The sequence below is a fragment of the Paenibacillus sp. JT31N11 genome (assembly GCF_056269285.1).
This window is the reverse complement of sequence record NZ_JBWDNQ010000010.1, coordinates 223925-250055: the sequence shown is the minus strand read 5'-3', so window position 1 is coordinate 250055 and position 26131 is coordinate 223925. Positions and strand designations below refer to the sequence as shown.

20 protein-coding genes and 1 riboswitch are annotated in these 26131 nt (G+C 52.2%); of the genes, 6 read left to right on the top strand and 14 right to left on the bottom strand.

The window, feature by feature from the left end:
• Positions 1-20: 20 nt before the first annotated feature.
• Complete coding sequence (locus AC0YNV_RS28550) at positions 21-968, bottom strand: ABC transporter permease (RefSeq protein ID WP_475771065.1); 948 nt, start codon at positions 966-968, stop codon at positions 21-23.
• Positions 969-1062: 94 nt separating this feature from the next.
• Positions 1063-2721, bottom strand: a complete 1659-nt coding sequence (locus tag AC0YNV_RS28545) for a type 2 periplasmic-binding domain-containing protein (protein ID WP_475771064.1) — start codon at positions 2719-2721, stop codon at positions 1063-1065.
• Positions 2722-2917: 196 nt separating this feature from the next.
• On the opposite strand from AC0YNV_RS28545, the gene AC0YNV_RS28540 reads away from it, so the two are divergent.
• Together AC0YNV_RS28540 and AC0YNV_RS28535 are read left to right on the top strand one after the other, a co-directional pair.
• A complete protein-coding gene (locus AC0YNV_RS28540) occupies positions 2918-4576 on the top strand; it encodes a response regulator (protein ID WP_475771063.1) in 1659 nt (552 codons plus the stop codon).
• 32 nt (positions 4577-4608) lie between these two features.
• On the top strand, positions 4609-7677 hold the full coding sequence (locus tag AC0YNV_RS28535; protein WP_475771062.1) for a family 78 glycoside hydrolase catalytic domain: 3069 nt from the start codon (positions 4609-4611) through the stop codon (positions 7675-7677).
• 29 nt (positions 7678-7706) lie between these two features.
• On the opposite strand, the gene AC0YNV_RS28530 is transcribed toward AC0YNV_RS28535, so the two are convergent.
• Positions 7707-8450, bottom strand: coding sequence for an ATP-binding cassette domain-containing protein (locus tag AC0YNV_RS28530; RefSeq protein ID WP_475771061.1), 744 nt, complete (start codon positions 8448-8450; stop codon positions 7707-7709).
• Positions 8451-8570: 120 nt separating this feature from the next.
• On the opposite strand from AC0YNV_RS28530, the gene AC0YNV_RS28525 reads away from it, so the two are divergent.
• Positions 8571-8711, top strand: a complete 141-nt coding sequence (locus tag AC0YNV_RS28525; RefSeq protein WP_475771060.1) for a hypothetical protein — start codon at positions 8571-8573, stop codon at positions 8709-8711.
• Positions 8712-8821: 110 nt separating this feature from the next.
• On the opposite strand, the gene AC0YNV_RS28520 is transcribed toward AC0YNV_RS28525, so the two are convergent.
• The 7 genes from AC0YNV_RS28520 to AC0YNV_RS28490 all read right to left on the bottom strand — a co-directional run bounded on the left by AC0YNV_RS28520 (position 8822) and on the right by AC0YNV_RS28490 (position 16984).
• Entirely contained in the window at positions 8822-10156 is a 1335-nt protein-coding gene (locus AC0YNV_RS28520; protein WP_475771059.1) for an ABC transporter substrate-binding protein, read from the bottom strand.
• 143 nt (positions 10157-10299) lie between these two features.
• Positions 10300-11520 carry an AGE family epimerase/isomerase gene (locus tag AC0YNV_RS28515; RefSeq protein ID WP_475771058.1) on the bottom strand — a complete coding sequence of 407 codons (1221 nt, stop codon included), beginning with the start codon at positions 11518-11520 and terminating at the stop codon, positions 10300-10302.
• Complete coding sequence (locus tag AC0YNV_RS28510) at positions 11517-12473, bottom strand: glycoside hydrolase family 113 (RefSeq protein WP_475771057.1); 957 nt, start codon at positions 12471-12473, stop codon at positions 11517-11519. Before AC0YNV_RS28510 ends, AC0YNV_RS28515 begins: the two co-directional genes overlap by 4 nt.
• A 68-nt stretch (positions 12474-12541) precedes the next feature.
• Entirely contained in the window at positions 12542-13378 is an 837-nt protein-coding gene (locus AC0YNV_RS28505; protein ID WP_210046089.1) for a carbohydrate ABC transporter permease, read from the bottom strand.
• 3 nt (positions 13379-13381) lie between these two features.
• The gene (locus AC0YNV_RS28500; RefSeq protein WP_210046088.1) at positions 13382-14260 is read right to left on the bottom strand and encodes a carbohydrate ABC transporter permease; all 879 of its coding nucleotides are present in this window, start codon (positions 14258-14260) and stop codon (positions 13382-13384) included.
• A gap of 124 nt (positions 14261-14384) precedes the next feature.
• Complete coding sequence (locus AC0YNV_RS28495; RefSeq protein WP_475771108.1) at positions 14385-15887, bottom strand: response regulator; 1503 nt, start codon at positions 15885-15887, stop codon at positions 14385-14387.
• Positions 15888-15916: 29 nt separating this feature from the next.
• Positions 15917-16984: a LacI family DNA-binding transcriptional regulator gene (locus AC0YNV_RS28490; protein WP_475771056.1), complete on the bottom strand. Its 1068-nt coding sequence runs from the start codon at positions 16982-16984 to the stop codon at positions 15917-15919.
• A gap of 250 nt (positions 16985-17234) precedes the next feature.
• Here AC0YNV_RS28490 and pepT point away from each other — a divergent pair, with 250 nt between their 5' ends.
• Positions 17235-18467: a peptidase T gene (gene pepT, locus AC0YNV_RS28485; protein WP_475771107.1), complete on the top strand. Its 1233-nt coding sequence runs from the start codon at positions 17235-17237 to the stop codon at positions 18465-18467.
• 139 nt (positions 18468-18606) lie between these two features.
• On the opposite strand, the gene AC0YNV_RS28480 is transcribed toward pepT, so the two are convergent.
• The gene (locus AC0YNV_RS28480; protein ID WP_475771055.1) at positions 18607-19461 is read right to left on the bottom strand and encodes an alpha/beta hydrolase family protein; all 855 of its coding nucleotides are present in this window, start codon (positions 19459-19461) and stop codon (positions 18607-18609) included.
• Between the two features lie 279 nt (positions 19462-19740).
• On the opposite strand from AC0YNV_RS28480, the gene AC0YNV_RS28475 reads away from it, so the two are divergent.
• Together AC0YNV_RS28475 and AC0YNV_RS28470 are read left to right on the top strand one after the other, a co-directional pair.
• Positions 19741-20391, top strand: a complete 651-nt coding sequence (locus AC0YNV_RS28475; protein WP_475771054.1) for a M50 family metallopeptidase — start codon at positions 19741-19743, stop codon at positions 20389-20391.
• A gap of 435 nt (positions 20392-20826) precedes the next feature.
• Complete coding sequence (locus tag AC0YNV_RS28470; protein WP_210046082.1) at positions 20827-21390, top strand: hypothetical protein; 564 nt, start codon at positions 20827-20829, stop codon at positions 21388-21390.
• Positions 21391-21453: 63 nt separating this feature from the next.
• Here AC0YNV_RS28470 and AC0YNV_RS28465 read toward each other — a convergent pair whose 3' ends face one another.
• The 3 genes from AC0YNV_RS28465 to AC0YNV_RS28455 all read right to left on the bottom strand — a co-directional run bounded on the left by AC0YNV_RS28465 (position 21454) and on the right by AC0YNV_RS28455 (position 25999).
• Entirely contained in the window at positions 21454-23271 is a 1818-nt protein-coding gene (locus AC0YNV_RS28465) for an APC family permease (RefSeq protein ID WP_475771053.1), read from the bottom strand.
• A gap of 132 nt (positions 23272-23403) precedes the next feature.
• Positions 23404-23564, bottom strand: a riboswitch (cyclic di-AMP (ydaO/yuaA leader).
• 210 nt (positions 23565-23774) lie between these two features.
• Positions 23775-24695, bottom strand: coding sequence for a polysaccharide deacetylase family protein (locus tag AC0YNV_RS28460; RefSeq protein ID WP_475771052.1), 921 nt, complete (start codon positions 24693-24695; stop codon positions 23775-23777).
• A 23-nt stretch (positions 24696-24718) separates the two neighbouring features.
• Complete coding sequence (locus AC0YNV_RS28455) at positions 24719-25999, bottom strand: MFS transporter (RefSeq protein ID WP_475771051.1); 1281 nt, start codon at positions 25997-25999, stop codon at positions 24719-24721.
• Between the last annotated feature and the right edge of the window lie 132 nt (positions 26000-26131).

Genomic DNA, 26131 nt, shown 5'->3' with positions numbered 1-26131 from the left:
CTCTGAAATCGTTTAAAAATCTAAAAAATTCTATAATTGGCTATCCGGTAAGCCAGAAAATAGGAAACTGAAATCAATATAAAGGATACCGCGGATTTGAATAATCCTACCGCTGTAGCCAGCGAGTACTGCGCTTGCTGCAAACCCAGCCGGTAGACAAATGTGTCCAGAATATCGCCTGTATCATACACGGTTGGACTGTACAGGTTGAAGACCTGGTCAAAGCCCGCATTGAGGATTTGTCCCAGACTGAGCGTGGCGAGCAGTACGATAATGGGTGTCATGCCGGGCAGCGACACATGCCAGGCTTGTCTCAAGCGGCTTGCGCCGTCTATAACAGCAGCTTCATACAGGCTAGGATTAATGCCTGTTAGCGCTGCCAAATATACAATGGTCGAAAATCCGAAGTCCTTCCACAGATCCGTTGTTATGAGTACATAAGGGAAATGCTTCGCATCCCCGAGAAAAAAGATGGGCTCGATCCCGAACCATTGGAGCAGCTGATTGACGATTCCCTTGGAGGGAGAAAGGACATCAATCAGGATCCCACCCAGAATAATCCAGGAAAGAAAATGCGGCAAATAGATCAGCGTCTGGATACTCCGCTTGATGGCGGCTATCCGGATTTCATTGAGCAGGATTGCGATAACGATGGGGAACGTTAAGCCGGTTATGACTTTCATGGATGCGATATATAATGTATTCCAGATCACCTGGGCCATGTTCGGCAGCTGCAGCATATACTCAAAATTATCCCATCCGACCCATTCCGAGCGGAAGATGCCGAATGCGGGCTTGAAGTTCTGAAACGCAATGACAAGTCCAAACATGGGCGCGTAATGATAAATAAGCACCAGTATGATGCCGGGAATCATCATCATATGCAGGGGCCAGCGGCTGTAACGGGATCGCTTTCCCAAAGCGGCCTTATTCAAGCCGGTTCCCGGCTTTGCGATTGTTGTTTTCATAGTTCATCTTCCTCGCTTGCCAATTTGCCAATCCTTCTGAAATAAGCATCGGAGGGGAACCGACGCCCCTCCGAAACGATTGTACGTTCTTCAATTATTGTGTGGCTTTCCAGTCATTAACCTGCTTCGTCATTTCCTCTCCGCCGAGCTGATTCCACTTCGGTATCATGGCATCAAATGTATCGACGGGATCCCCTAATATAATTCCCATATAAGTCTCGTCAAGCAGATCCGAAAGCGTGCTTTGACGCTGAACCATAAGATCGGTAGGGGTGCTGAAGTATTGATCCGGATACATCAGATTGTCCTTCACAATTTTCTCGAGGAGACTGAGCGACCCTTCAGGTCCAAACACCTTATATGTTCCCCACTGCGACGCATCGCCGCCCTGGTACGCTTTCACCTGATCATAGTAGCCTTTTTGCTCCGGATTCAGCTTGCTGGTGTCATTGGACTGCAAGGCTGAGTTGACCGCCAGGTAGGCATCCAGATTCTTTCTCGCGCCCCATGCCTGGACATCCATGTATTTGAACGTGTGGAATTCCAGATTGGGACCGTCATACATGTATTTAAATTCGGCTTTATCGCTGAACAGCTTCTGTACGAACGCATCCATCGTCTTCACCAGCGCATCCGGATACTTGCTTTTCTTGCTGGCTACCCAGAAAGTTCCGATTCCCGAGCTGATCTGGGATTTGGCGGGCTGGTCGTCCACGGAAGCCAGCTGATACATTTCCCACTTGGCATTCGGATCCTTGGCCACCGATTTGCTCAAATAGTTGATCGGATTCGCCATGATTCCGTACGTCATTCCCACTTTTCCCGCTACGATATCGTCAGTCAGCTGCGTCGTCGTCTTGACGGAGAACTCTTTGTCGATTTCACCGGCTTTATACATCTCCTGCAGCTTGCTGAGTGCCTGCTTGGCTTCCGGTTGAATGGCGCCGTATACCAGCTTGCTCTTGTCCTTGGGATCTTCGATCCACATTTTCCCGTAGGAATGGAAGCTGTTCAAAAAGTAGTTGAGACCGCCGAATCCGGTGAAAATGTCTTTCGTGAGGCCCAGACCCACGGTGTCGTCCTTCCCGTTCTTATCCGGGTCGTTCTTCGTAAATGCTTGGGATATCGCCAGTACGTCGTCCATCGTTTTGGGAGCGGGCAGTCCCACGTTGTCGAGCCAATCCTTGCGGATCCAGATCATGCCTGCTCCATCCATCGTGGCCGTTACATAGGGAAGCGCCATTAGTTTACCGTCGATCTTAGCGGCTTTAAGTGTAATCCCGCCATCTTCATTCAAGCGGCTCTTGAGCAGGTCAGAGGCGTATTGATCATAGACATCCGTCAAATCCGCAAGAGATCCGGCATCGGCCAACTGCTTGAATTGAGTCGCGTCAACCTTGAAGAAATCCGGCAGATCCCCTGAAGCGATGGTTACGTTCAATTTATCCTTGTAACCGGCGGAATCCGTAACCCAGGTATTCTTGAGCTCGAAACCGTATGTATCCAGCAGATACTTGGTCCAGATGTTGCTGTCCATCGAGTCGCCTTCCGCAAATTCGGTGATATCGGCTTGGGCCCGTACAGTCGTGACTGTAACCGGGGGATCGTATTTGGCAGACATACCTGGAGCTGCACCCGAAGATTCATTGGTCTTGCCTGGTTCCGTTTGCGCTGTCGTCCCGGAATTGCTCGAACAAGCCGTGAGGATTGTCATCAGGACCAATATGGACGCTGTCATTTGTTTCCGTGTCACATGTATTCCTCCTCATAAAATTTGAAAATGGTTGGCCGCTGCTTCCCACTCACATTATAGTAAACGGGGAGGTTCACCAACTACGGTAATATTTTGACATCGTATGTCATTGGTCAACTTCTTGCCGGAAAGCCATTTCCATGAGGAAGTTAGCGTTTATAATAAACCCATATGGAAGGGAGATGGTCCATACCTCATGTACAACCTGCTGGTTGTCGACGACGAACCGAGAATCGTTAACGGGCTATACGAGCAGTTTCAGGATTGGAAGCAAGGGGAGCTTGGCGTTTACCGTGCGTACTCTTCAATGGAAGCATTGCGGATATTGGGCACAACCAAGATGGATATCGTCGTAACCGATATTCATATGCCCGGGATGAGCGGCATTGAGATGCAGAAGGAGATCATCAAGCTGTGGCCCCGCTGCCACGTTATTTTTCTGACCGGATACAGTGATTTTGAATATGTGCAATCTGCCATGCGGGATGGTGGATTGGATTATATTCTCAAGATTGAGGGCGATGAGCCCATCCTGGCGGCCGTCAGCAAAGCGATTAAGCTCCTTCAGGAAGACCTGGTATCCGGGCAGCTTCTTGACAGAGCCCGGCAGCAGCTTCAAGCTGCTAATTCATTAATCCAGAAAGAATATCTGACCAGCCTGCTGCAGGGTGAGCTGTCCGCCAAGTCAATCAGTCAGGATCGCTTCAACGACATGCAGATTCCACTCGCCGCCGAGGAAGACGTCCTGCTGGTTATTGGCAGAGTGGACCGTTGGCCTGATCATATCAGTCAATCGGACCAGCCCTTGTTCATGTATGCCATTCAAAATGTCGCCAGTGAATATTTAAGCACGCTCGCATCTATTTCGTTCTCGATGAAGCCCTCCCACCTGATCCTCCTGATACAGCCAATCGCGGCCAGCCGGAAGCTGGGCAGAGAGGACTGCGATAAATGTCTGGCCTTCGTTCAGGGGATGATGTCCGATATTCAGGAGACCTGCAGGACGCATCTGCAGCTGCCAGTGTCGCTTGCAATCAGCAGCCATTTTTGCTCCTGGACTGCGACGGCGGCACAGAATCTGAAGCTGGAACGATTGTTTCAGCAAGGATTAGGCCATGGCCAGGAGATGCTGCTGACCGATCTGAAACCGCAAGAGCCTTCCGCTGCCATGCTGCAAGGCATGTCCAGGCAGGATATCGCGCTCAAGCTCAGCTCGATCAGGCATTTGGAAACCGGGCTGCTCAGCGGCCAGAAGGATAAATTCACAGAGGTATACAAGGATATTTCTGAAACCGCCCGGATCCTGCAGACATCACCCGCTCATTATTCATTTGTCGTGGAAATCCAATACGCCTTGGCTGCGATGTATCTGGCTTACATCAACCATTGGGGCTTTCTGGGCCCCGTATCCGAAGCTATGGATATAAGGCTCCTGCTCCAGGGCGGCTCTTTCCGTTCCTGGGAACAAGCGGACGCTTATTACAGAGAATTGTCCGACATTTTGTTCAAGCAAAGAACGGACGATCAGAAGAACCGTACCCAGAAGGTATTAATGGCCGTCAATCAATATATTGAAAACCATCTGTCGGATGACCTGTCCCTTGAAGCGCTTGCCTCTCACGTATACCTGCATCCCACCTATTTGTCCCGTCTTTACAAGCAGATTACAGGCGTGCGCATTTCCGATTACCTTAAGGATATGCGTCTGACAAAGGCCAAGGAGCTTCTGGCCAACCAGAGAATGAAAATACATGAGGTAGCGGTGCTTGTCGGATTTGAATCCGCTCACTATTTCACCAAAGTATTCAAGAAAGAAATGCTTGTCACCCCCCAAGAGTACAGGGATCGCCTGTAGATGAGAAGCATAAAAGAAGGAGAGAAGGCTGCATGAAGGATTGGTTCGCAGGAGATGCCCAGTGGATTTGGGGAGGAACGGAAGTCAGTCCCCGCAATGAATGGCGCTGTTTCCGTAAAACATTTTATACCCCGCCGGATGCATGGGATTCAGGGAATCTAGCGATAACGGCAGATTCCCGTTACGTGCTGTATGTGAACGGCGTGAAGGTCGGCCGGGGGCCGATGCGAAGCTGGCCCTCCGAGCAGTCATACGATACCTATGACATCGCCCACCTGCTGAAGCCGGATCAGCTTAACACCTTATCCGTCCTGGTACAGCATTTTGGGGTATCCACCTTTTACTATATCCGCGGAAGAGGAGGCCTGCTTGTCCAATTGGACCTGTCCGCGAGCGGAGATGGAGCTTCCGAGCGCATTGTATCCGACGGCTCGTGGAGGACCGCCCACTGCCTGGGGCAAGACAGGAGAGCTTCCAGGATGTCCTGCCAGCATGCCTTCACAGAACGGATCGATGCGGGGGCTTGGGACGATGAATGGCTCCTGTCCGATTATGAGGATTCGGAATGGCCGTATGCGGCTGTTATTGGGAAGGCCGGAATAGAACCATGGGAGAACCTGAAGCCACGGGATATTCTGCCGCTCACCGAGGAAACGGTATATCCGGTCAAGGTGGAGGCAATGACTCGGGTTGTTCCGGTATCCTGGACAACCAATATTGATCTGCGCAGCCAGATGATACCCGGCTGCGAAGACAATGCCAATGAATATATGTATGCCGGGTATGCTGCCACGGTCATACAGGTCGAGGCTGCGGGTAAAGCAACCGTAGGGTTCCCTTATGCTCCTCCCCACTTCAACGGCTTGATCATCAACGGAGAACGGTACGCCAAGCAGGATTTTATCGCGTTCAAGTCGGAAAAGTATCTGGAAATCAAATTACGCGAAGGCGATAATCTGCTGCTCATCGAGCTGGCCGGCAAGGATCACGGCCGCGGTTTATTCATGGGAATCGATTGCGATAGCGCATTCGAGCTGCATTCGCCTATTGTGGAGAGTGCAACGGATTTCGATATTAGCGCCCTGATCGATATCGATTCAAGTTCAGGGACAACTTCTCTCGCGGGTAATTCCCCCTTTATAACCATTGGTCCTTTCGAATGCTATGAATATATCGACCATCGATACAGCCAGGAGGATCGGAGCAGGCAGCGGACAATCGATGCCTGCGGAAGCTCAAATGAGCAGGTTAGCGCTGCCCTGGATGAGCAAGCGGCCCGCAAAGTATCCGCGTTCCGGGAAGCAGGGGCCGCAGCTTCAGCGGAACAGCTGGCTCAGTGGAACACCTGGATACGGCCTGTGCCCAATCGGCTGGTCAGCAAGGAATCCATACTCGCGTTATCGGTATGGAAGAAGGGCTCCTTCCCTGAACCGGTCCCCGCTGCTTTGCAGCAGGTGGTTGCAGCCAATTCCGTACCTGGCGTTGTCCCGATCTATGAGCTTGCGGATACCGAGATTATTGTGGACTTCGGCACCCAGGCTGTAGGCTATATTTCATTCGAGGTTGATGCGGATGCAGGCACTGTTATCGATTTCTACGGCTTCGAGCATATGCGGGACGGCTGGATCCAGCATATGAACTATCTCGACAATTCACTGCGGTATATTTGCCGTCAGGGAAGACAGCGGTTCACCTCGTATGTAAGGCGCGGATTCCGCTATTTGGCCGTAACCGTCCGCGGGGCTATCAAGCCGGTCAAGCTGTACGGCGTACAGCTGCAGCAGAGCCATTACCCCGTTGCCGAGATCGGACAATTCCAGTGCTCCGATTCTCTTATCAACGATATTTGGCGGATCAGCCAGACGACCACAAGGCTTTGCATGGAGGATACCTTCGTGGATTGCCCCGCTTATGAACAGGTGTTTTGGGTAGGGGATGCCCGCAACGAAGCGTTGATCGCTTACTATTTGTTCGGCAGCGAGGAGATGGTCAAACGTTCCCTTGAACTCGTACCCGGTTCGAAAGGACAAACCCCGCTGTACGCAGACCAGGTGCCAAGCGGCTGGAACAGTGTTATTCCGAACTGGACCTTCTTTTGGGTCATCGCTTGCCGGGAATATTATACCCGCACGGGAGACAAGGCTTTCGCTGAGTCGGCATGGCCGCATGTCGCATTCACACTGGACCGTTATCTGGATCTCATCGATGAGCGCGGACTTCTCTATATGGACGGCTGGAATCTTCTGGATTGGGCACCCATAGATCAGCCCCGGGAGGGTGCGGTTACGCATCAGAACATGTTCCTTGTCAAAGCGCTTCGGAGCGCGGCGGAATTGGCAGAGTTGGCAGGAGCCTCCCAAGAGGCTTTAACTTATAGAGCAGAAGCGAAGGCGCTATCCGAAGCCATCAATTCCTATTTATGGTCGGAGGAACACCGGGCGTATATGGATTGCATTCATGCCGATGGCCGGAAGTCGGACATTATAAGCATGCAGACTCAGGTTGTTGCCTATCTGTGCGACATCGCAGATCATGACCGAAAATCACAGCTCAAGAGCTATCTCCTGTCGCCTCCGCCTCATTTTGTGCAGATCGGCAGTCCGTTCATGTCTTTTTTCTATTATGAAGCGCTGGCCGGAATGGGACAGTTCTCCCCTATGCTGGAGGATATGAGACAGCAATACGGCCAGATGATCGAATACGGGGCAACGACCTGTTGGGAGATGTATCCCAAGCAGAAGGACGGGCGGGCGATCCCGACGGAGCTGACGCGCAGTCACTGCCACGCCTGGTCGGCAGCTCCCGCATATTTTCTTGGCATCGGGGTGCTCGGCGTGAAGGAAGCAGCTCCGGGATGGAGTGCTGTCATCATTGAACCGCAGCCCTGCGGACTTTCCTGGGCCAGAGGCAGCGTACCGCTGCCGGAACGGGGCCGGATTGATGTGAGCTGGTCACTGGATGCGGGGGGTCATATGAAGTTACAGGTGTGGCTGCCGTATGATGTTGAGGCTGCCGTTCATCTTCCTCACGGATACGAGGGCACGGTCGACATCATCAGAATCGGTCAGCCTCCGGAATCCGGATCAGCTCAAACAGTTTAAAATGAAGATCATTCAAGGTGCGGGGGGGGCTAGAACGTGAATGCGAGCTTGTCCCTCTTAGCTGACAATGCCGGCCCGCAGCTGATGTCAAGCAGTTGGTCGGCTTCTCTCTCCCACAAGCCATGCTCCTCGAATATCCCGATTACTGTCGTCCCACTCAATGCCATTTCCTTCAAAACGGACAAAATCTCCTGCTTTGTTATTCCATCCAACAGATCGGCGGCGGACTCATTCAGGATAAAAAGCCGGGGGCGGGCAACTAATGCTCTTGCCCAATCGATGCACTGCCGTTGCTCACTGCTGCATACCGCAGACGAGGTATACCACAGCTTCTCATCGACTCGAAGCCGCTCCAGCAGGTTCTGCGAGTCGGTTCTTGCCTGCCGGACAGAGCATCCTTGCTGCAGTAAGCGCTCAGCTATAATGTCGGTTACGGATAGGCTGTATTTGGGAATCATTGCCGTCAAGGGATTCAATAATCCCATCTCATGTACGCGTAATTTCACGATTTCACTGACTGTGGCCTTTATCAAGTCCAATCTTCCGAGCAGGGAGGATTTATACCATATTTGACCCGCTTCGGGAATGACGGTCCGGTACAAACAATTCAGGAGCTGCAAGGCTCCGCTGCTTCCCTTGATCCCCACCAGCATGCTCTCTTCCGCGCTGAATGAAATACTTTGGCTGGAGGAATCCGCTTTCAACCCGATCACCTGGAGCATTCCCGTCACCTCTTTCCTGCCGTTGTTGATTCTTACCAAGTTAACATTCACGCATCAACTCCGTATCAACGGAAGATTTAGATTATGTGAATATTGAAATCCAGGTTATATACGCGTAATGTGCATGAAAATCAGGCCGGGAGTTCATGTTATGACTGGGAGGTGAACGTCATGACAGGAAGAAACAATAACCCGAAGAACGACGGACCTGCCTCGTCCCCTTCGCGGCTCGATCAGTTCGGCGAGAAGCTGACGGAGGATGAAGGAACAAAGCCAATGAAGCCCGGCAAGGACAGCGGAAAAAGCTGCTGACTAAAGGAAGCGCAACTGCCAAAAAGGAACGGACGCCTCATCGGCGTCCGTTCCTTTTGTTGCCTATCTGCCTTTATTTTTTATAGGTCAGATATTCGTTGTTTCAATTTTTAGTAGCCCAATGCTTTTTTGGCTTCCGCCCATTTTTTGTTCAGTCCGTCCAATGCGGTCTTCAGATCTTTGGCGGTAACGAGCTCCTGAACATAGTTGCCTGATCCGATGCCGATTTGAGCTTTATTGGCGATTTCACTGAACTTGGTGTCCGTTGGCAGACCTTCGATAAAGGTAGGATTAGTCGCCTGGAACTCGGACAGCTGCGGCGAGTCCGCTTTCTCCGATTTGTCGATAGGCATGAAGCCGGAATCAGCCACATAACCGGATTCTTTAACGAAGAAATCCACCCATGCCGTCGCCAATTCTTTATTTTTGCTGTTTTTGCTTACAGCCACCATGTAGTCGGAGCCCAGCGGAGCGTTGTATTTGCCGCTGTTGTCATAAGGAAACGGAACGAATCCGATATCTTCCGGAGCTGCGCCCGCTGTCACCAGCTGCGGGATAACCCAGTTGCCCAGGAAATACATGCCGGCTTTGCCTGCGGCTACTTCGCCTTTGGACATTTCCCAGTTGTTCGTGTTCAGATCATTCTCGACCCAGCCCTTCTCCACGAAGGTACGGGCGATGGTCAGCAGTGTGCCCCAGGCATTATCCATTTGGAACGGAGCTTCATCGGCAGCCATTTTGGTTGTCAGATCCGCTTGCCCGGCTACGTAGAATGCCGAACCGTCTCCCCAGTTGCCCATAGGCCATTGTGCGCCATAGTTCATGTAAAGCGGAATAATTCCGGCGTCTTTGAGCTTCTGCGCATCGGCATACAGTTCATCAAGCGTAGTTGGGGCTTTGTCGATGCCGGCTTTCTTGAAGGCCGCTTTGTTGTATACCAGACCGGCTGTGTTCACACCGCTGGAAATTCCATAGCGTTTGCCTTCGAAAGCGGCTTGGTCCGGAAAGTATACATTGTCAAACATCGTATCAGGAAGCGGCTCGAAATATTTGCTGTAATCGGAGGATGCAATGCTGGTTGGTATCATCAGCACATCTCCTGTTTCGCCTGTTGTCAAACGGGTCAGAATGTCGGTGGCATAGTTGGTCAGGCCTTCAAACTCCACCTTGGCATCCGGATATTTCTCCTGGAATTTCTTCACGTATTTGTCCATCGTGCCGTCACTGATGAAATCGGTACGGTGCGTCAGAACCTTGATCGTACCGCTGAGATTCGCATCTCCGCCTGCATTGCCAGCCGTTTCATCGGGAGTGCTGCCGGTCGAGTCATTCGGTGTGTTCGTGCCTGTATTGCCCCCGTTGTTCGCGGTGTTATTGCTGCCGCAGGCAGCCAGCATAGAGATGGACAACAGAACAGTAATGAGAACAAGCGCCATTTTTTTCATATTTCACTTTACCCCTTTTGTTTAATTTCTGCTTTGTACCAGATGATGATCCTGGAAAGCAGTCCTGTTATCGCTTACATGTACCATTTTATCGTCTGCCGGAGTCAAAAAATATGAACTGCGTTTGTTTTTGTTGTCATCAGTTATGCTAACGAAGACAATTTTGTTAGCGATTGCAGCCGCTCCAGCACTTCGAAGCAGGCTCTGCTGTTATGATAAGGACATTTCCAGGCATTAATCTTGGATTGGCTTGGATCGGGCACACCCTCCCGGGATACCCGCCAATGCCATTCCCCGCCCTTGCGGTCGCTTACCTTGGAACTGATAAAAGCCCAGGTGCGCTTGGCCGCTTCCATATAATCCACATTACTGGAGAGCTGATATGCGTTCAGAAAACCAACCATCGCTTCGGCTTGCGGCCACCAATCCTTAGCATCATCCAAATGCCCGTTTTCATCCAGCTCATTGAATAACGCTCCATCCGCATCCACGCCCTCGGCAAGCGTCGCCTTGGCCATTTCAAGCGCTTCGGCCTTCACCCGCGCCGTAAGCTCATGATTGCCCAGCACCTCGGCTGCTTCGTACAGCAGCCAGCTGCCTTCAATATCATGACCGTAGGATACGTCGCCGGATTTAGATTCCCATTCATCATTGAAGAACAGCAGGAAGTGATGGCTCTGCGGATCGATAATCCGCTCCAGATGAACTTCGATGAGCTCCTGCAGCTTGCCGCGAAGCCCGTCCTGCCTCCATACCCGGTACAGATTCGTATAGGCCTCAAGTATGTGAAGATGGGTATTCATGGATTTGCGTTCATTCAGATCCTTGCCGCTCAGGCTCATGTCGCTTGTCTCGCCCCAATCCCGGGCGAGCGCCTCCACATAACCGCGGTGAACCGGATCGTATGCATGCTTCTCCAGCAGACGGTACACCTGCTCAGCCAGCTTGAGCGGTTTGTGGTCGCCCGTAGCCCGGACATATTCCGCCAGCGCATAGATCACGAAAGCCTGCCCGTATACCTGCTTTTTATCCTGAGAGGGAGCTCCCTGCGCGGTAATCATCCAATAAAAGCCGCCATGCTCATGGTCCAGAAAGGTCGTTTCCAGAGCGTCCAGCGCACGCCTCGCCATGATCAGATCTTCCTCTGCTCCGTAAATCCGGTAGGCCGCCGCGAAGGTCCAGAGTATCCGCGCGTTGAGGACGAGCCCTTTATCGGCATCCGGGTCAATGCTGCCGTCGCTGTCCATCCGCCCGATGAAGCCGCCTCTTTCTTCATCAACCGAATGGCGCTTCCAGAAGCTCAGGATATTATCCTTGACCTCCCTCTCCAGCTCATCACTCCACTGCGATAATGTCAGTGTCATATGGCGCCTCCTCTGCCATAATACTCACTGACGGTGGTTTCAGCAGGCTTGGCGTACATGCAGTAATCATCATTCTGCGGTGCATCCTGCGGCGCATACAGCCGGGCAGGCCAGTCCCACAGCATGAATCCCTGCATCCACGGGCGACGGGAGCAAGCCTCGAACATCGCCTTATAGTAACGATCCTGCTCCACTCCCGAGGGAGCGCCAGGCAGCGACCAGTCATTGGGACGCTGCGGTGAACCCTCACGGCTCGGACATCCGGCCTCCATGAAGAAGAACGGCTTCTTATAGCCCGCTATACTTGCCTCAACTCTGTCCAGCTGCTGCTCCCACTCGTCAATAGGGTAATAGCCGCTGGAAGATATAATGTCCACCGCATCCCACCAGGCCACATTGCCCTCCTGATATTTGTCGCAATTGTACGTAATAAGTCCGCTGTACACCGCACGGACCTTGGCAATAAGCGCACGCCAATGCGCTTCGCGTTTGTCCGTCTGCACCATTTCGCAGCCGATGCACAGCATCTCGCAGCCTTCCTCTTCGGCAATCACCGCATAATGCAGGATAAATTCCTCATAGGAAGCAAACCACTCGGACCAGCTTGGCTCTCCGGGAACCTCATGATCGAAAAAATTAATATGGGCGCGCCAGGTTCCGTCCGCACAGTTGACAACAGGCTTCAGGCAAACCTTAAGCCCCAGCTCCTTGGCACGGCGGATAGCGCTCCGCACCTCGCTGTCCGTGACCGTCGGTTCTTCCTTATAAGAAATCGTCGTGGATTGGGCAGTCGCCTGCAGCGCTCCCAGGCTCAGAGCAGCCCAATTGACGTTCAGAGCCGTCATTGCTTTCATCGAGAATTCCGCATCGGATCCTTCCCAGGTGCCCCGCACGCCTGTCCAGCCCCAGGTCATGCCATTTACCGTTTCCTTGTTGAACTGCTCGATATTCATCGCTTGTCTAACCCCTCTCCGGACATGAAATGATGAAGATAAGAAGGAAGGCGGCTTGCGCCGCCATCTTATTTGACCGCCCCATTCGTGACCCCTGCGAAAATATACCGCTGCAAGAACAGGAACAGGAGAACGGTCGGGATGAAAATAATCAGGATGCCTGCCGAGATAACGTTAACCTGGGCCGCATTCGGTCCGACGAAGGAATATATCGCCGTGGACACGACCTTCAGTTTCTGGCTCGGCATATACAGGTAAGGCGTGTAAAAATCATTATAGATGGAGATGGTTTTCAGAATAATCAACGTCGCCGTCGCCGGCTGCAGCAGCGGGAATATGATGGAGCGGTAAATCCGGAACAGCGATGCCCCTTCCATCATGGCGCTCTCGTCCAGATCCTTGGGAATGCTGTTGACGAACTGCAGATAAATGACGATTTGCAGCACATCGGCGCCCAGGTAGATCAGGATAGGAGCCCCCATCGTGTTGTAAAGCCCCAAATGCTGAATAACGGAGAAAGTAGCAACCTGCGTTGTGACCATCGGAATGACCTGGGCGACCAGGTACATCCCCATAATCGGCTTTTTCAGGGCAAAATCGAACCGGCCCAGCGCATAGGCAACCATCGTGCCGATCAGCACATTGCCTGCCACCGCGCTCACCAGGATGATCAGCGTATTGCGGAAGCCGAGCCCCAAATCTCCAACGTCGTACACTTTCTTGAAATTGTCGAAGTTCAGAAAATTGCTTGGCAGCGAGAGGACGGAGGACTGATAATATTCAACCTGCGTCTTGAACGCGCCAATCACCACCGAATAGATCGGGAAGAACACGACGAACAGGGCGAGTGCAATGGTGACATATTTCAGGGTGGTAAACAGCGGTGACTGTTTCTCATTATCCATCGCTTATTTCTCCTCCCGGAACAGAACTTTGCGCTGTATGACGATGAAGATCAGCACAATGACCAGCAGCACAACCGCCATAGCGGAGGCCAGACCGAAGTTCTGGTATTTGAATGCGGTGTCGACCGTTTTAATAACAAAGGTTGAGGTTCCGTTAGCCCCCAGCAGCATGACATACGGAATATCGAATGCCTCCAGCGCTCCCGTAAGCGTCAGGATGAGCATGAGCGACAGAACGCTTTTGATGCTTGGCATGGTGATGTAGCGGAATTTCTGCCAGGCCGTAGCCCCGTCAATGGAAGCGGCTTCATATATATCACCGGGGATGGATTGAAGCGCGCCAATGAAGATAACCATGTTCAGGCCCATGTACTTCCACATCGAGATGAAGGCAAGCGAGATGTTCACCAGATGCGGATTGCCGAGCCATTTCTGCTGCCAGGAAGCGAGCCCGATTTCACGCAGGAGCGCATTAAGCGAGCCATAGTCCAGATGGTACACATTCTTGAACATAATCACCGTCGCGACGCTGTGAAGGACATAAGGCAGAAACAAGGCCGAGCGGAAAATATTCCGTCCTTTCAACCGGCTCGTGAGAATAACGGCGAACCACAATGAAAATGCCGTCTGAAGGAGGCCGCCAACGAAATAATAAGCATTATTCTTCAGGGACATAAAGACATCGGGCTTGGTGAAGATCTCCTTGTAGTTATCAAGGCCGATCCAGTTCATATCCCATCCCAGGCCCGACCAGTCCGTGAAGCTGTAATAAAACAGAGACAGGGCCGGATAATAGGAAAAGGTCAAGGATAAGAGCACGGGGATCGTCAAGAAACCGAAGAGAATAATCATACGCTGCGTTTTGTAATTAAATCGTTGCAAGAGGCCTCCCTCCCTTTCTGCGCTGCTGATGAATGGACCTTTATCAATACCATCATTATAACGCCGGTCAAGGAAGCGGATAATGGACCGTGTTTCTTTTTGTTGTCCTGTATTATGCTAACGGTCACCTAACAGAATCGCGGTACTCCTTGGGCGTCTTTCCGGTCATGCGCTTGAACACCTTGGTAAAATAAGCGGGATCGGGATAGCCGACCCGTTCTCCCACCTCATAAGTCTTCAGCCCATGCTCTTCGCGAAGCAAACGCTTGGCATGATGAATCCGCACAGAAATCGCAAAGTCGGTAATTGTCTCTCCCGTCTCTCCCTTGAACAGCTTGCTCAAATAGCTCGGGGTCAAATGAACATGCTCCGCCAGCCGCTGCAGGTCCAATTCTTCTTTATATTGTTCATGGAGGTACATTTTGATTCGTTCCACCGCACGGCTGGCGTGACGGGATTCCTTGACAAGCTGCAAACGGTCCATCACCGTCCGCGACAGCTCCGCCGCATATGTACGATAGTCCCCAAATTGATCCGGCTTGGGAACACTTCCTTTGCGAAATGGCTCCGGCTGATCCTCCAAGCCTTCATCCACTGCACGCAAGAGCTCCACGGCAGCCGATTCCAGGGCACTCCATGCGAGGCGAAGCTGCTGCGCTTCTCCAAGCCACCGCTGCAGTGCCGCCTCGGCGCGATCGGAATCGCCGCCCGCAATTGCCGGGCCAAGCTCGTTCAGCAGCAGGCGGTGAAGGCTTTTCTTCTCATGCTGCAGCTGTGCAAAATCCGTTGAATAAACCATAACCGGATGACCGTCCGGTTCATACCAGGCATGCTGGCAGGCAGCCGATGCCTCTCCGTACGCTTGCGCCAGCTGCTCGCCGCCGGCGTATACACCGCTTGTGCCGATGCGCACACGCGTTGCGATGGGCAGCTTGCCCAGCATGGTCAGCGCAAGCTCCCTTGCCGTATCCGCATGATCGCCCGGTCGTATAGCCAGAACGACCGCCGCCAGCTTCCCTTCGCGGATAAGAATGCGGTGCTCCCGCTTCCAATCGGCGACAATGCCCCTGAGCCTTTCCTCACCGCATTCCGGTTCGCTGTGGACCAGCATAACGGTGTACAGGTTACGGAACAAAGGCAGCTCGTCAAGCTGATCGCAAGCTCCCTGCCAAACGGGCTTGGCAATATGCGCAGCATCCACTCCCAGCATCAGCTCGATCAGCGACTCCAGGCCGAAGGGCTGACGGCTCTGCTCCTCCTCCACTTTTTCCGCAACGCGGGCAAGCAGCCGGATCAGCTCATCCTGATTGACCGGCTTCAGCAAATAATCCTCCACGCCGTGACGCAGCGCCTCGCGGGCATAGCCGAAATCATTGTAGCCGCTGAGAATGGCGATCCGCGCCGTACTGCCGCGCCTTCTCAGCTCTGCGATCATTTCCAGTCCGTCCATCTGCGGCATACGAATGTCGGTGATGATCAGATCCGCCTCCATCTCCTCCAGATGACCCAGCGCTTCCCGTCCGCTGCTCCAGATGCCGACCACCTGATAGGACGGATCGATCCGTCCGATGATTTTTGCGAGGCCGAGCCGGATGAGCTCTTCGTCATCAATAACTGCTATTCGCATCAACGTAATCTCTCCTATCTTAATGTATATCAGGCTTTGGCCGTCTTGGGCCCAGTCGATTGCCGCACGACAAGTTCCCCGGTCAGCAGAATCTTCTCCTTCGGACTGTTCGGATGCTCCAGCCGGCGCAGAAGCGCCTCTACTGCGCGAACGCCCATACCCCTCTTATGCACATGCACCGTTGTCAGCGTAGGGCTGGATAATGCCGCATCCTTGATATCGTCAAAGCCGGTCACCGATACCTCCTCGGGAACGCGGATATTCATCCTCGCCAGAATGGTCATGACGCACATGGCGATGGAATCATTGGCGCAGGCAAAAGCAGTCGGCATTCTGGATTCACGCGAAAGCTCCTGGAGAATTGTCTCCAGCGCCTCGGTCATCTCCGAGCGGTTATCTCCCCTGATGGTCAGCAGCCCCTCATGCTGGTTGACCCCAAGTCCATGCTCCTCCGTCATGGAGCGGTAGCCGAACCAGCGGTCGTAGAAGCTTCGGGAATAGCGGAGATTGCCCACAAACTGCAGATTTCGGTGGCCCATACCGACCAGATAATGCGTAATTCTGCGCATCCATTCGAAATTGTTCATGGACAGCACATCCGACGGGATCAAAGGGTCCTCGTGGTCGATGAGCACGAATGGAATCCCTAGATTGCGGATTTCCAGCAGAATCTGGTACGATACGACACCGACCCCGATAATGCCCATGACCCCCCTCGGATTGATCATATTGGCGAACTGGCTTCGTATTTGCTCGGTCACCAGAATCATGCCGATGCCGCGCTCCTCCAGCTCCAGCTGGACTCCTTCAATAATGCGTCCCCAATAATAGGAATGCCTGGTCTGGTACCGTACGTTCGGGACCAGCACAATGACCTGCCGGTGGTCCGTCTCCCCGAATGCAGCCGCCTTGGGCTGCTCCTCCGCTGCCGGCTCTTCCTTCGTGATGAAGCGGTAACCCAGCTGGGCAGCCGCCTGAACGATTCTGTCTCTTGTCTCCGGCTTGATGCCGCTCTTGCCCGACAATGCCTTCGAGACGGCGAATTTGGAAACGCCCACATGATCGGCTATATCCTGCATGGTGATTTTTTTGGTCATAATCAACACTCAACCCCGTCGCATAAAATAGGTAGCTAACAATCTTCAATCCATGATAACACACTTTATTTGTTAGCTCATTTTTCTTGACCAGGGCTTTCTTATACCTAACATTACATGTAATATATAAGTCATGCTCAAGTCGGCTTGCAATTAAGGAATTTTTCAAAACACTCCCAGGCAGTATATAATGGAAGCAAATGTACGTTATGTCTTTACCAATATCGATGGATGAAGGGATTTGAGAATAGTGAAAAAGGAAATAATCGACCGTTTTATCTCTTACGCCATAGTCGACACGCAATCGAACGACGCCAATGAGACATGCCCTTCGACGCCGGGGCAGCTCATATTAGCCAACCAGCTGGTCGCCGAGCTTAAACGGATCGGCATGAGCGAGGTTACCATCGATGATAACGGTTATGTCATGGCAACACTGCCTGCCAATACCGATAAGCAGGTGCCCACCATCGGGTTTCTGGCTCACGTGGACACAGCCACGGACTTTACGGGAACGAATGTCAAACCACAGGTGATTGAATCCTATCAAGGCGGCGATATTGTACTGAATGAAGCCGGTCCTGTCATTCTGACCACCAGGGATTTTCCGGAAATCAGCACTTATAAGGGACACACCCTGATTACAACAGATGGAACGACGCTGCTTGGCGCGGACAACAAGGCGGGCATTACCGAAATCATGACCGCGATGGCCTATCTGATCGGGCATCCCGAGATCAAGCATGGACGCGTCCGGGTAGCCTTCACGCCCGATGAGGAGATCGGCAGAGGCCCGCACCGGTTCGATGTGGCTGCCTTCGGTGCCCAATATGCCTATACGGTGGATGGTGGCCCGCTGGGCGAGCTGGAATACGAAAGCTTCAACGCCGCAGCAGCCACCATTATTTGCAAAGGAACCAATGTTCATCCCGGGACGGCCAAAGGAAAAATGGTCAACTCCGCCAAAATCGCCATGGCGATTCAAAGCCGGCTTCCGAAGGAGGAAGCGCCGGAATACACGGAAGGCTATGAAGGCTTCTACCATCTGATCTCCATCAGCGGCAGCGTCGAGCAGACGAAGCTTCATTACATTATCCGCGACTTCGACTCCGCCGCGTTCGAAGCCAGAAAAACAAATCTGATCAACATTGTGAGCGAGCTTCGCGAAATATACGGCGAAGACAGCATCGCCCTCACTCTGAAAGACCAGTATTTCAATATGAGAACCAAAATCGAGCCGGTCATGGAGATCGTGGAAATCGCCCGCCAGGCTATGCTTGGGCTTGATATCGAACCTATTATCAAACCTATCCGCGGCGGGACCGACGGTTCCCAGCTGTCTTACATGGGACTGCCCACACCGAATATTTTTACCGGCGGCGAAAATTTTCACAGCAAGTATGAATACATCTCCGTGGACAATATGGAGAAGTCCGTTCAGGTGATTACCTCGATTATCAGCAAGTTCGAGCAGCAGGCGTAAATAAAATCCACTATGGAGCAAGCGTTGCCCGATATGAACCTTCATCGGCAGCGCGCAGGCAGTACCGCAAACAAATAAAGCCGTGAATTTCAACGGGTGTTGAAGGTTCACGGCTTTATTTTACAGATGGCACTGCCGATTATTCAGATCGTACACCCGGCAGATGCCGGGCAAGAAAATGATCGGTTATGGCTATGGCCTGCTCCAGCTCCTCTGTCGTCCCGGCAAACGGATGGACTGCTCCGAAGGTATGCGTCCCGCCTGCAACGGTGGCATAATGCTGATTAGGCGCGGCTGTCTGAAGCTTCCTGAAACCAGTGAGCAGGCGAGCCGCATCCTGATCTCCCTGCAGCACCAGTACGGGAATCGGGAGTCCAGCCAATGCTGAAGGAATATTAAAGCGCTCCCGGTTGGCATCGAGATCGTGAAAAAAATCAGCGCTGACCGGCATCTCCTGATTCGTCCTCGCATTGATCACATAACCTATACCCCGCTCCATAACCTCTGAACGAAAAGCCGCATCGAACAAATCCGCCTTGGCGACGCCGTTCCAGGTGACAACTGCTCCGATCCGTTGATCCTGAGCGGCATAAATAATGCTGTTGCCTCCGCCTCTGCTGTGTCCAATCAGACTGATCCGCGAAAGATCGATATCCTGGGAGAAGGGCAGCTTGCCATTCATCAGATAGTCGAGCAGCGCTTTCAGGTCGGATTGCTCTCTGGAGTAGGTGTTCAACGGGTACTTGTCCAGTTCGTCGAAATCCGTTTCCCCTACCCCGTTGCAGGAGAAATTGAAGGAAATGACCGCGTAGCCCCTCCCTGCCAATTGTTCGCACAGATACGGGAAGAAGCCCCAATCCTTGAACCCCTTGAACCCATGAACGGCAATGATGACCGGCTTCCTCCGACCATCCTCGATCACTCTCACATCGCCGCGCAAATATAAATTCTCACCTAATGAAAAGGAAAACGACTGCTTGCTCAGATCACCCATTAGCTCCCCGGCTCCCTTCCTGTCATTCTGCTGAATAGAATCTCATATCAAAGCCTATGCCCCTCTATTATCTACCAAATTATGCCTCCAGGCAAAATAATGCCGGTCGCCGCTTTCGCATCCAGCGCTGTGGTTTGGCGGAATTACTTGATATTGGAATCCTTTTGCGAAATAGAAACGTACAGGTTAGTATAAAAATATCGCGCAGTAACGGCTATACTCGCAATACAAAGAAAGTGGGGGATTATTATTAAAGCCTGGCTGCAAATGGGAATCTTCATGCTTATTACGATATTTCTTACACGCTTTATTCCGTTCTCCGCTTACTTCCGCAATGTGGATACGCTGGTCCACGAGTTGTCTCATGCTTTGGTCACGCTGGTGCTGTCAGGCAAGGTGAGATCGATTCATTTGTTCTCCAATGGCGGCGGCGTTACCTTCTCCTCCTATGCGGATACGTGGGCGGCGATTCCAATCGCCCTTGCCGGCTATATGGGCTCCGCCCTTTTCGCCCTGTTCTTATTTCGGCTGTATGCCAGCCGCAAAGAGCGGACCGGTCTGAACATTGCCGCGGCGCTTGCCCTTATCGGCTTGGCGCTGTTTGTCCGCAATGGCTACGGGATGGCATGGTGCGCCGTCTTTGCCGCCGCAACTTTCGTCATCGCCGCGATAGCCCCGGCATGGCTGCGGCATGGCTATTATCTGCTCATTGCCTTCATTGTGCTGGTGGAATCCATCATCAGCCCTTTCACCATTCTGTCAAACGCTTTTATGGCATGGGGAACTGCCGGGGATGCAGCCAGCCTCGGCAGAGTAACATTTATCCCGACAATCGTCTGGGCGCTCCTGTTTATGGCCTTCTCGCTGCTCTGCGCCAGAGGGTCGACAGGGCTTTTGTTCAAGCGCGGCTTCGGACAGAAGACGGTTTGATAAGAAGAAACGGCTTCGCCATCCTTTTGGCAGCGTTCCTCCCTTTGAACTTATATAAATATAAGCCATGTGAAGCGCGATCAATCAATAAGTTAGGAAAACGGAAAAAGGCCGCCAATTGGGCGGCTGAGGCGGGTTTCATCCAAAAAAAATGATCAGAAAGCACAGAAAGCAGGCGTTTCGTTTTGGCAGTCGCCGAACATATCAATATGATAACATCCACGGATACCGTTCTCAAACTGCTGCCCTTTACCCGCTGTCACAATTGAACCGGTTCAACCTCCAGTAAGCGCCTGAACGGGACATCCAATTATTAACATCCCCGCCGCAGGTCCAGTAAGAAACCAACCTCGAGCATGTTTCGTCATACGGCGTTCTCCCGTACTCTTAAGATAACAGAAATGAAACATATAAGGGTACGGGGGAAAATGGATTATGAATGATCAGAAAACGATTTATGTCCTGATGACGGACACTGGAACACTTTTTACAAGAATGATTAAATTCGTCACGAAGGCGCCCCGCAATCACGCTTCCATCGCATTTGACTCCGACTTGAAGGATGTATACAGCTTTGGCCGCAAGCAGCCGCTTAATCCGCTATCCGGCGGATTCGTCAAAGAGGATATGAAGGGCAAGCTGTTCGGCAAAGCAGTCTGTGCCGTCTACAGCTGTACGATCAGCCGCTCCGCTTATGAGCGGATGCAGGCCTACATCCAAGCCATTGAAGCCAACAAGGAAAACTACAAATACAATCTGATCGGCCTGTTCGGCGTTATGCTGAATATGGAGTTCCAGCGCGAGAATGCTTACTTCTGCACCCAGTTTGTCGCCAAGGTGTTCGAGCATAGCGGACTTCCGATTGCCGACAAGCCGGCCTCGCTGGTCACTCCCGGCGATCTGGAAAATTCAGCAGCTCTGCAGCTGGAATTTCAGGGCGAGCTGGAGCGCTATATCCAGCGCCAATCTACTGCTAAGCAAGAGATGAAGACCGCCTGATGCTTGAGCTGCTATTCTATCAGCTGCATCGATATTCCAAAACAATGCGCATGGCGGGTTAGCTTACCGATTCAGATGATAGGGGACAGTCGTGATAACTACATCCTTCTGGGCGAACAAATAAGCATGCAGCATCAAGCCTGTCTGGTTGTGAAGAATATACTGCCACCAATGCTTGGTTATGAACTGGGGAATGAGAATGGTAATATGATCGGTTTCCGCGCTTTTCCACTCGACCGTATCAATGAATTTCATGAGCGGCCTGATCACGCTGCGATAGCTGGACCGAAGCACGATGAGACGGACGCCGGGATTCCATTCCTCCCATTTTTTCTCCATCCGTTCAATATCTTCATCATCAAATCCCACATAAACGGCGACCACATTCTCCGTCAGCGACTTGGCGTAGCTCAGCGACTGCATGACAACGCGCGTTATGCCCGCTACCGGAACCACGATGGTGCTTCCTTTAATAACCGGTTTGTCCGCTTCCATGTTGATCCGCAATTGATCCGCCGTATTGCGGTAATGCTTGTTGATGCTCAGAAAGATCCAGATCACAACAGGCAGGAAGAGAAAGACCATCCAGACATGGCCGAACTTGGTGAAGATAAAAATCAGCGTAATGACCAGAGTGGTGAGCATGCCAATTGTATTGATGACTAATTTTATGATCCAGTTGGCTGGCTTCAGCTTAATCCACCTCACCATCATCCCCAGCTGGGATAACGTAAAGGGAATAAAGACACCTACCGCATACAGGGGAATGAGGCTCTCCGTATCGCCATGGAAAAGCACCACGAGCAGAGCGGACAAGATGCCCAGAATGATAATGCCATTGGAAAAGCCGAGTCGGTCGCCGCGCACCATAAACACATTCGGCATATATTTATCTTTGGCCAGCATGAACGCCAGAAGGGGAAAGGCCGAGTAGGCTGTATTGGCCGCCAGAAACAGAATCAGGGCAGTGACTCCCTGGATGATATAATAAATCACGCCTCTGCCGAAGGTGGAATCGGCGATCTGGGAGACTACGGTTTCCTTCGGATTCGGCGTAATGCCGTACCAGTAGGCGAGAAGGCTGATTCCCACAAACATAGCGCCCAGAATGGCGCCCATCATGATCAGTGTGGCGGCGGCATTGCGATTGGCTGGCTGCTTGAAGTTCGGTATGGCGTTGGACACCGCCTCCACGCCGGTGAGCGCGGAACAGCCGGAGCTGAAGGCCTTCAGAAGCAGGAAAAGACTGATATTCGATACTGCGGCGCCGATTTCCGGAGGATGCGCGTCAACGCCTCCGAGCGCATACTTGATGATTCCCGAAATAATGAGTGCGAAAATCGCGAAGACAAACAAATAAACGGGCATGGCAAGCACGGACGCGGATTCCGTAATTCCGCGCAGGCTGATAATGGTCAAAAACAAAATCATGATGAGCGCAATCAGTACGCGATGATCATGCAGGGACGGAAAAGCCGATGTAATGGCATCAGTCCCGGCGGATGTGCTGACGGCGACAGTAAGAATGTAATCGACAAGCAGCGAGCCTCCGGCCAGCAGTCCGGTGCGGACGCCCAGATTGTCCTTGGCTACTACATAAGCCCCGCCTCCGGCGGGATACGCGAAGATCGTTTGCCTGTATGACAAAATCAGAATCAGGAGAAGACCCAGCACGGCAAGCGAGATGGGGATGGAATACCATACCGCCGCGAAGCCCGCAGCCATCAGAACGATCAGAATTTGCTCCGTCCCGTAAGCGACTGAAGAGAGCGCATCCGAGGACAATACCGCAAGCGCTTTAAGTTTGGTCAGCTTTTCCCCTTCAATTTCCGCACTTTTCATTGGACGTCCGATTAATAACCGTTTGAATCTGCCTACCACTGTGACTTCCCCTTTTAGCTGCTTTTGTTGTGAAGCAAATGATCCTATCCCTAATTTCAAGCATAAAAAAGCCGCAGAAAGTTAGGAGCTTTCCGCGGCTTTATCCATAATTGAACATGGTTAAAACGCGATAATTCCTCTTCCGTACGCTTACGAGGTTAGCTGCCGGATTCGGGCGCGAGAGTCGCCCTACACCTTGGCTTGCGCCAGGTGATTCACCCCTGAGACCAGATCAACTGCATCTGCCTCCATGGTTCCCCCGTTTCTGTTTCAGAACTCAGCGATTAAGGATTTCTATGAAATTGAAACTCTTTTCCACGACTTGCTGCTTCACTTATTGAATATTACTCCTTCACTTATTTGTTGTACAGCAACGGAAACTGGAAAATATTTAAGCTCATTACCCTATATAGCGATATAAACGCTTACATAGATCCTATCCTCTTCCTATCAACCTTTTTCGCAGGATATCTTCATTTATGACCTATAATGTTTCCTGCCCATTATTTTTGTCTGGTCATAAGCGATCTCAACAGCACAGCCGCGGATTTGAGCCTTGGCTTTTTTCTGTACTTGCGCACATCATCGTAAGTCGCCAGGGCAACCTTGGCATCCCTCAGCGCATAAGCGAAATCATCCCCCTGCATCAGCTTGTATTCCCATACCCGCTTCTCCCAGGATGGAACAAGGGCGCTCATATGCTCGTCCTCGGCTGCCGGATGAATATACGTCTCGCAAATTCCCTCGGGAAGATCGTAGAGCTTTGCCATCATCATTTGCTTGAAGCTCTCATAGGTTTCCCCTTCTTCCACGCCATACGTATGGCTCAGCAGATAATCCGGTATCGGCACGCCGAGCGTATCCGCAAGATGGACCACCTTGCGCAGCGCCTGCTCCGCCCCCGGAATAGACGCCAGAAACTTGTCCCGGGGATCGATCCAGCGGAACAGACGGAATGGCAGGCCGCGCCGGGAGCACTGCCACAGCACCTGCGGCAGATAGCTTCTGCCTGTCGCCAGGCCATAGAGACTTCCCATGTGATTATCCGCATGGGATACCGTCAGACCTGCCTGCTTCACCGCCTCGAACTGCGCCTGCATTTCCCGTACAACCGCCTTCGGATCGGACTGCCGTTCGAAGGCTTCGATGGTGGCGTGCATGCGCCCGTCCGGGCCCTCCAGCGACGGATCGCCGGTCAGGCTTTTCCAGGGCAAAGCGGCAATCTCGCTTGTTAGCGTCAGATGCAGCCCGATATTCGCTGCCTTCTGCTTACGGCACCACGCTGCCGCCTGCTCAAAGGCCGAGGCAGGCGGCATAATCGTTGCCGATGATACCTTCCGCTCCTCCAGCAAATGCATAATAGCTTGATTGGCGGCCTCGCTCTGCCCAAAATCATCCGCATTCAAAATTAAATATTTCTCCATCTGCTGCACCTCCAATACTTTATTCAATCCTGACTTTTCGGAAATGGCTTCAGAAAAAACGAGAGAATCAAGGAAACGCTCAGTAAACAAAAGGGGACAACACAAACCAGGACGCGAAAGGTCAAATCAGGATTCGGTCCGGGTTCGTCGCCGCTTACATAGCCAAAGAGCATGCCGATGGTCCAGAATGCCAAGGCCGAGATCAGACCGCTGGAGCGGGTGATGAATCCGCTGACAGCCGTATACACGCCTTCCCTGCGCTGGCCGGTCCTGGCCGTATCCAGATCGATGATGCGGCTGTTCAGCACAGGCGGAGTAACCAGAAACCCTGCCAGTCCGAAGCCGACAATAATCCCGAATACAATCCCGCTGGCAAGTCCCTGACCGAACCACAGCGGTATGACGGACAAGGCATAAACAGCGAGAGAAACCCGCCAGCCGTTATGGGAACCAAGCTTGTTAACGATCCAGTACCAGACGACCACAAGGGGAATAACCGATACAAATATCGATGCCAACAGCAGGGAAACCTGGGATTCGGGAATGCGGAGCGTATATTTGGCGTAAAAAGGGATCATCGAGCTGAGCAGCCCGTTCACCGTCTGGGCGAACGAATTGGCAATGTTGAATATCCAGAACTCCTTGTTCTTCAACGTCTCGCGGAAGGATTCGATTAAACCAAGCCTGGGCTCGGAAACTTCCGTACTCCCTTCCTGCACGCTCATCACGCACAAGAGCATGAATATCCCGAAAACCACGGCATAGACAAGCGCCATATAGCCAAAGCCGAAGGCATCGAATACGAGTGGCGTAAGCGCCGAGCCGATAAGGATTGCCACAATCTGAAGGCCCTGCTGGATTGCCGAAGCCTTGGCCCGTAATCGGCTGCCCCGGAACAGCTCCGGGAAGAGAGCGCCGTAATTCACCCAGAGAATCGTAGCAACCCCTTCATAGAGAATAAGCGAAACGAGGAACCAAAGGAAGAGGTTCATATTCCCCAATCCCTGCGGCACGGCGAAAACCATGACAAATGAGGCCATAAAAAAAGGAATGGCAGAATAAATCCAGGGCTTGCGCCGGCCGAAACGCGTTCTGGTGCGATCCGACAGATAGCCGGCTATCGGCTGATTCACCGCGTCCCATATTAAATAGATGGTACGGGCCAGCGTAGCAAGTCCCACTCCAAGACCCAGCTTCTCAACATAATAATAGCTGTAAAAGGAATTGAAGGCCTGGCTTGGAATCATCAAAGCAAACATGCCAAGCGCGTACGTGAAAGGAGAATTAAGCCATTTTCTGTTCATCCCAAACCTGCCCCTGTTATCAATATATGAATTTCCATTCTGGAAACTTCTGTTATATTCATTCTCTTAGCGGGTTTGGTATTCCTTCTGAATAGCCGAGATTACGTGACAGGCATGAAGGTATAAACGAAG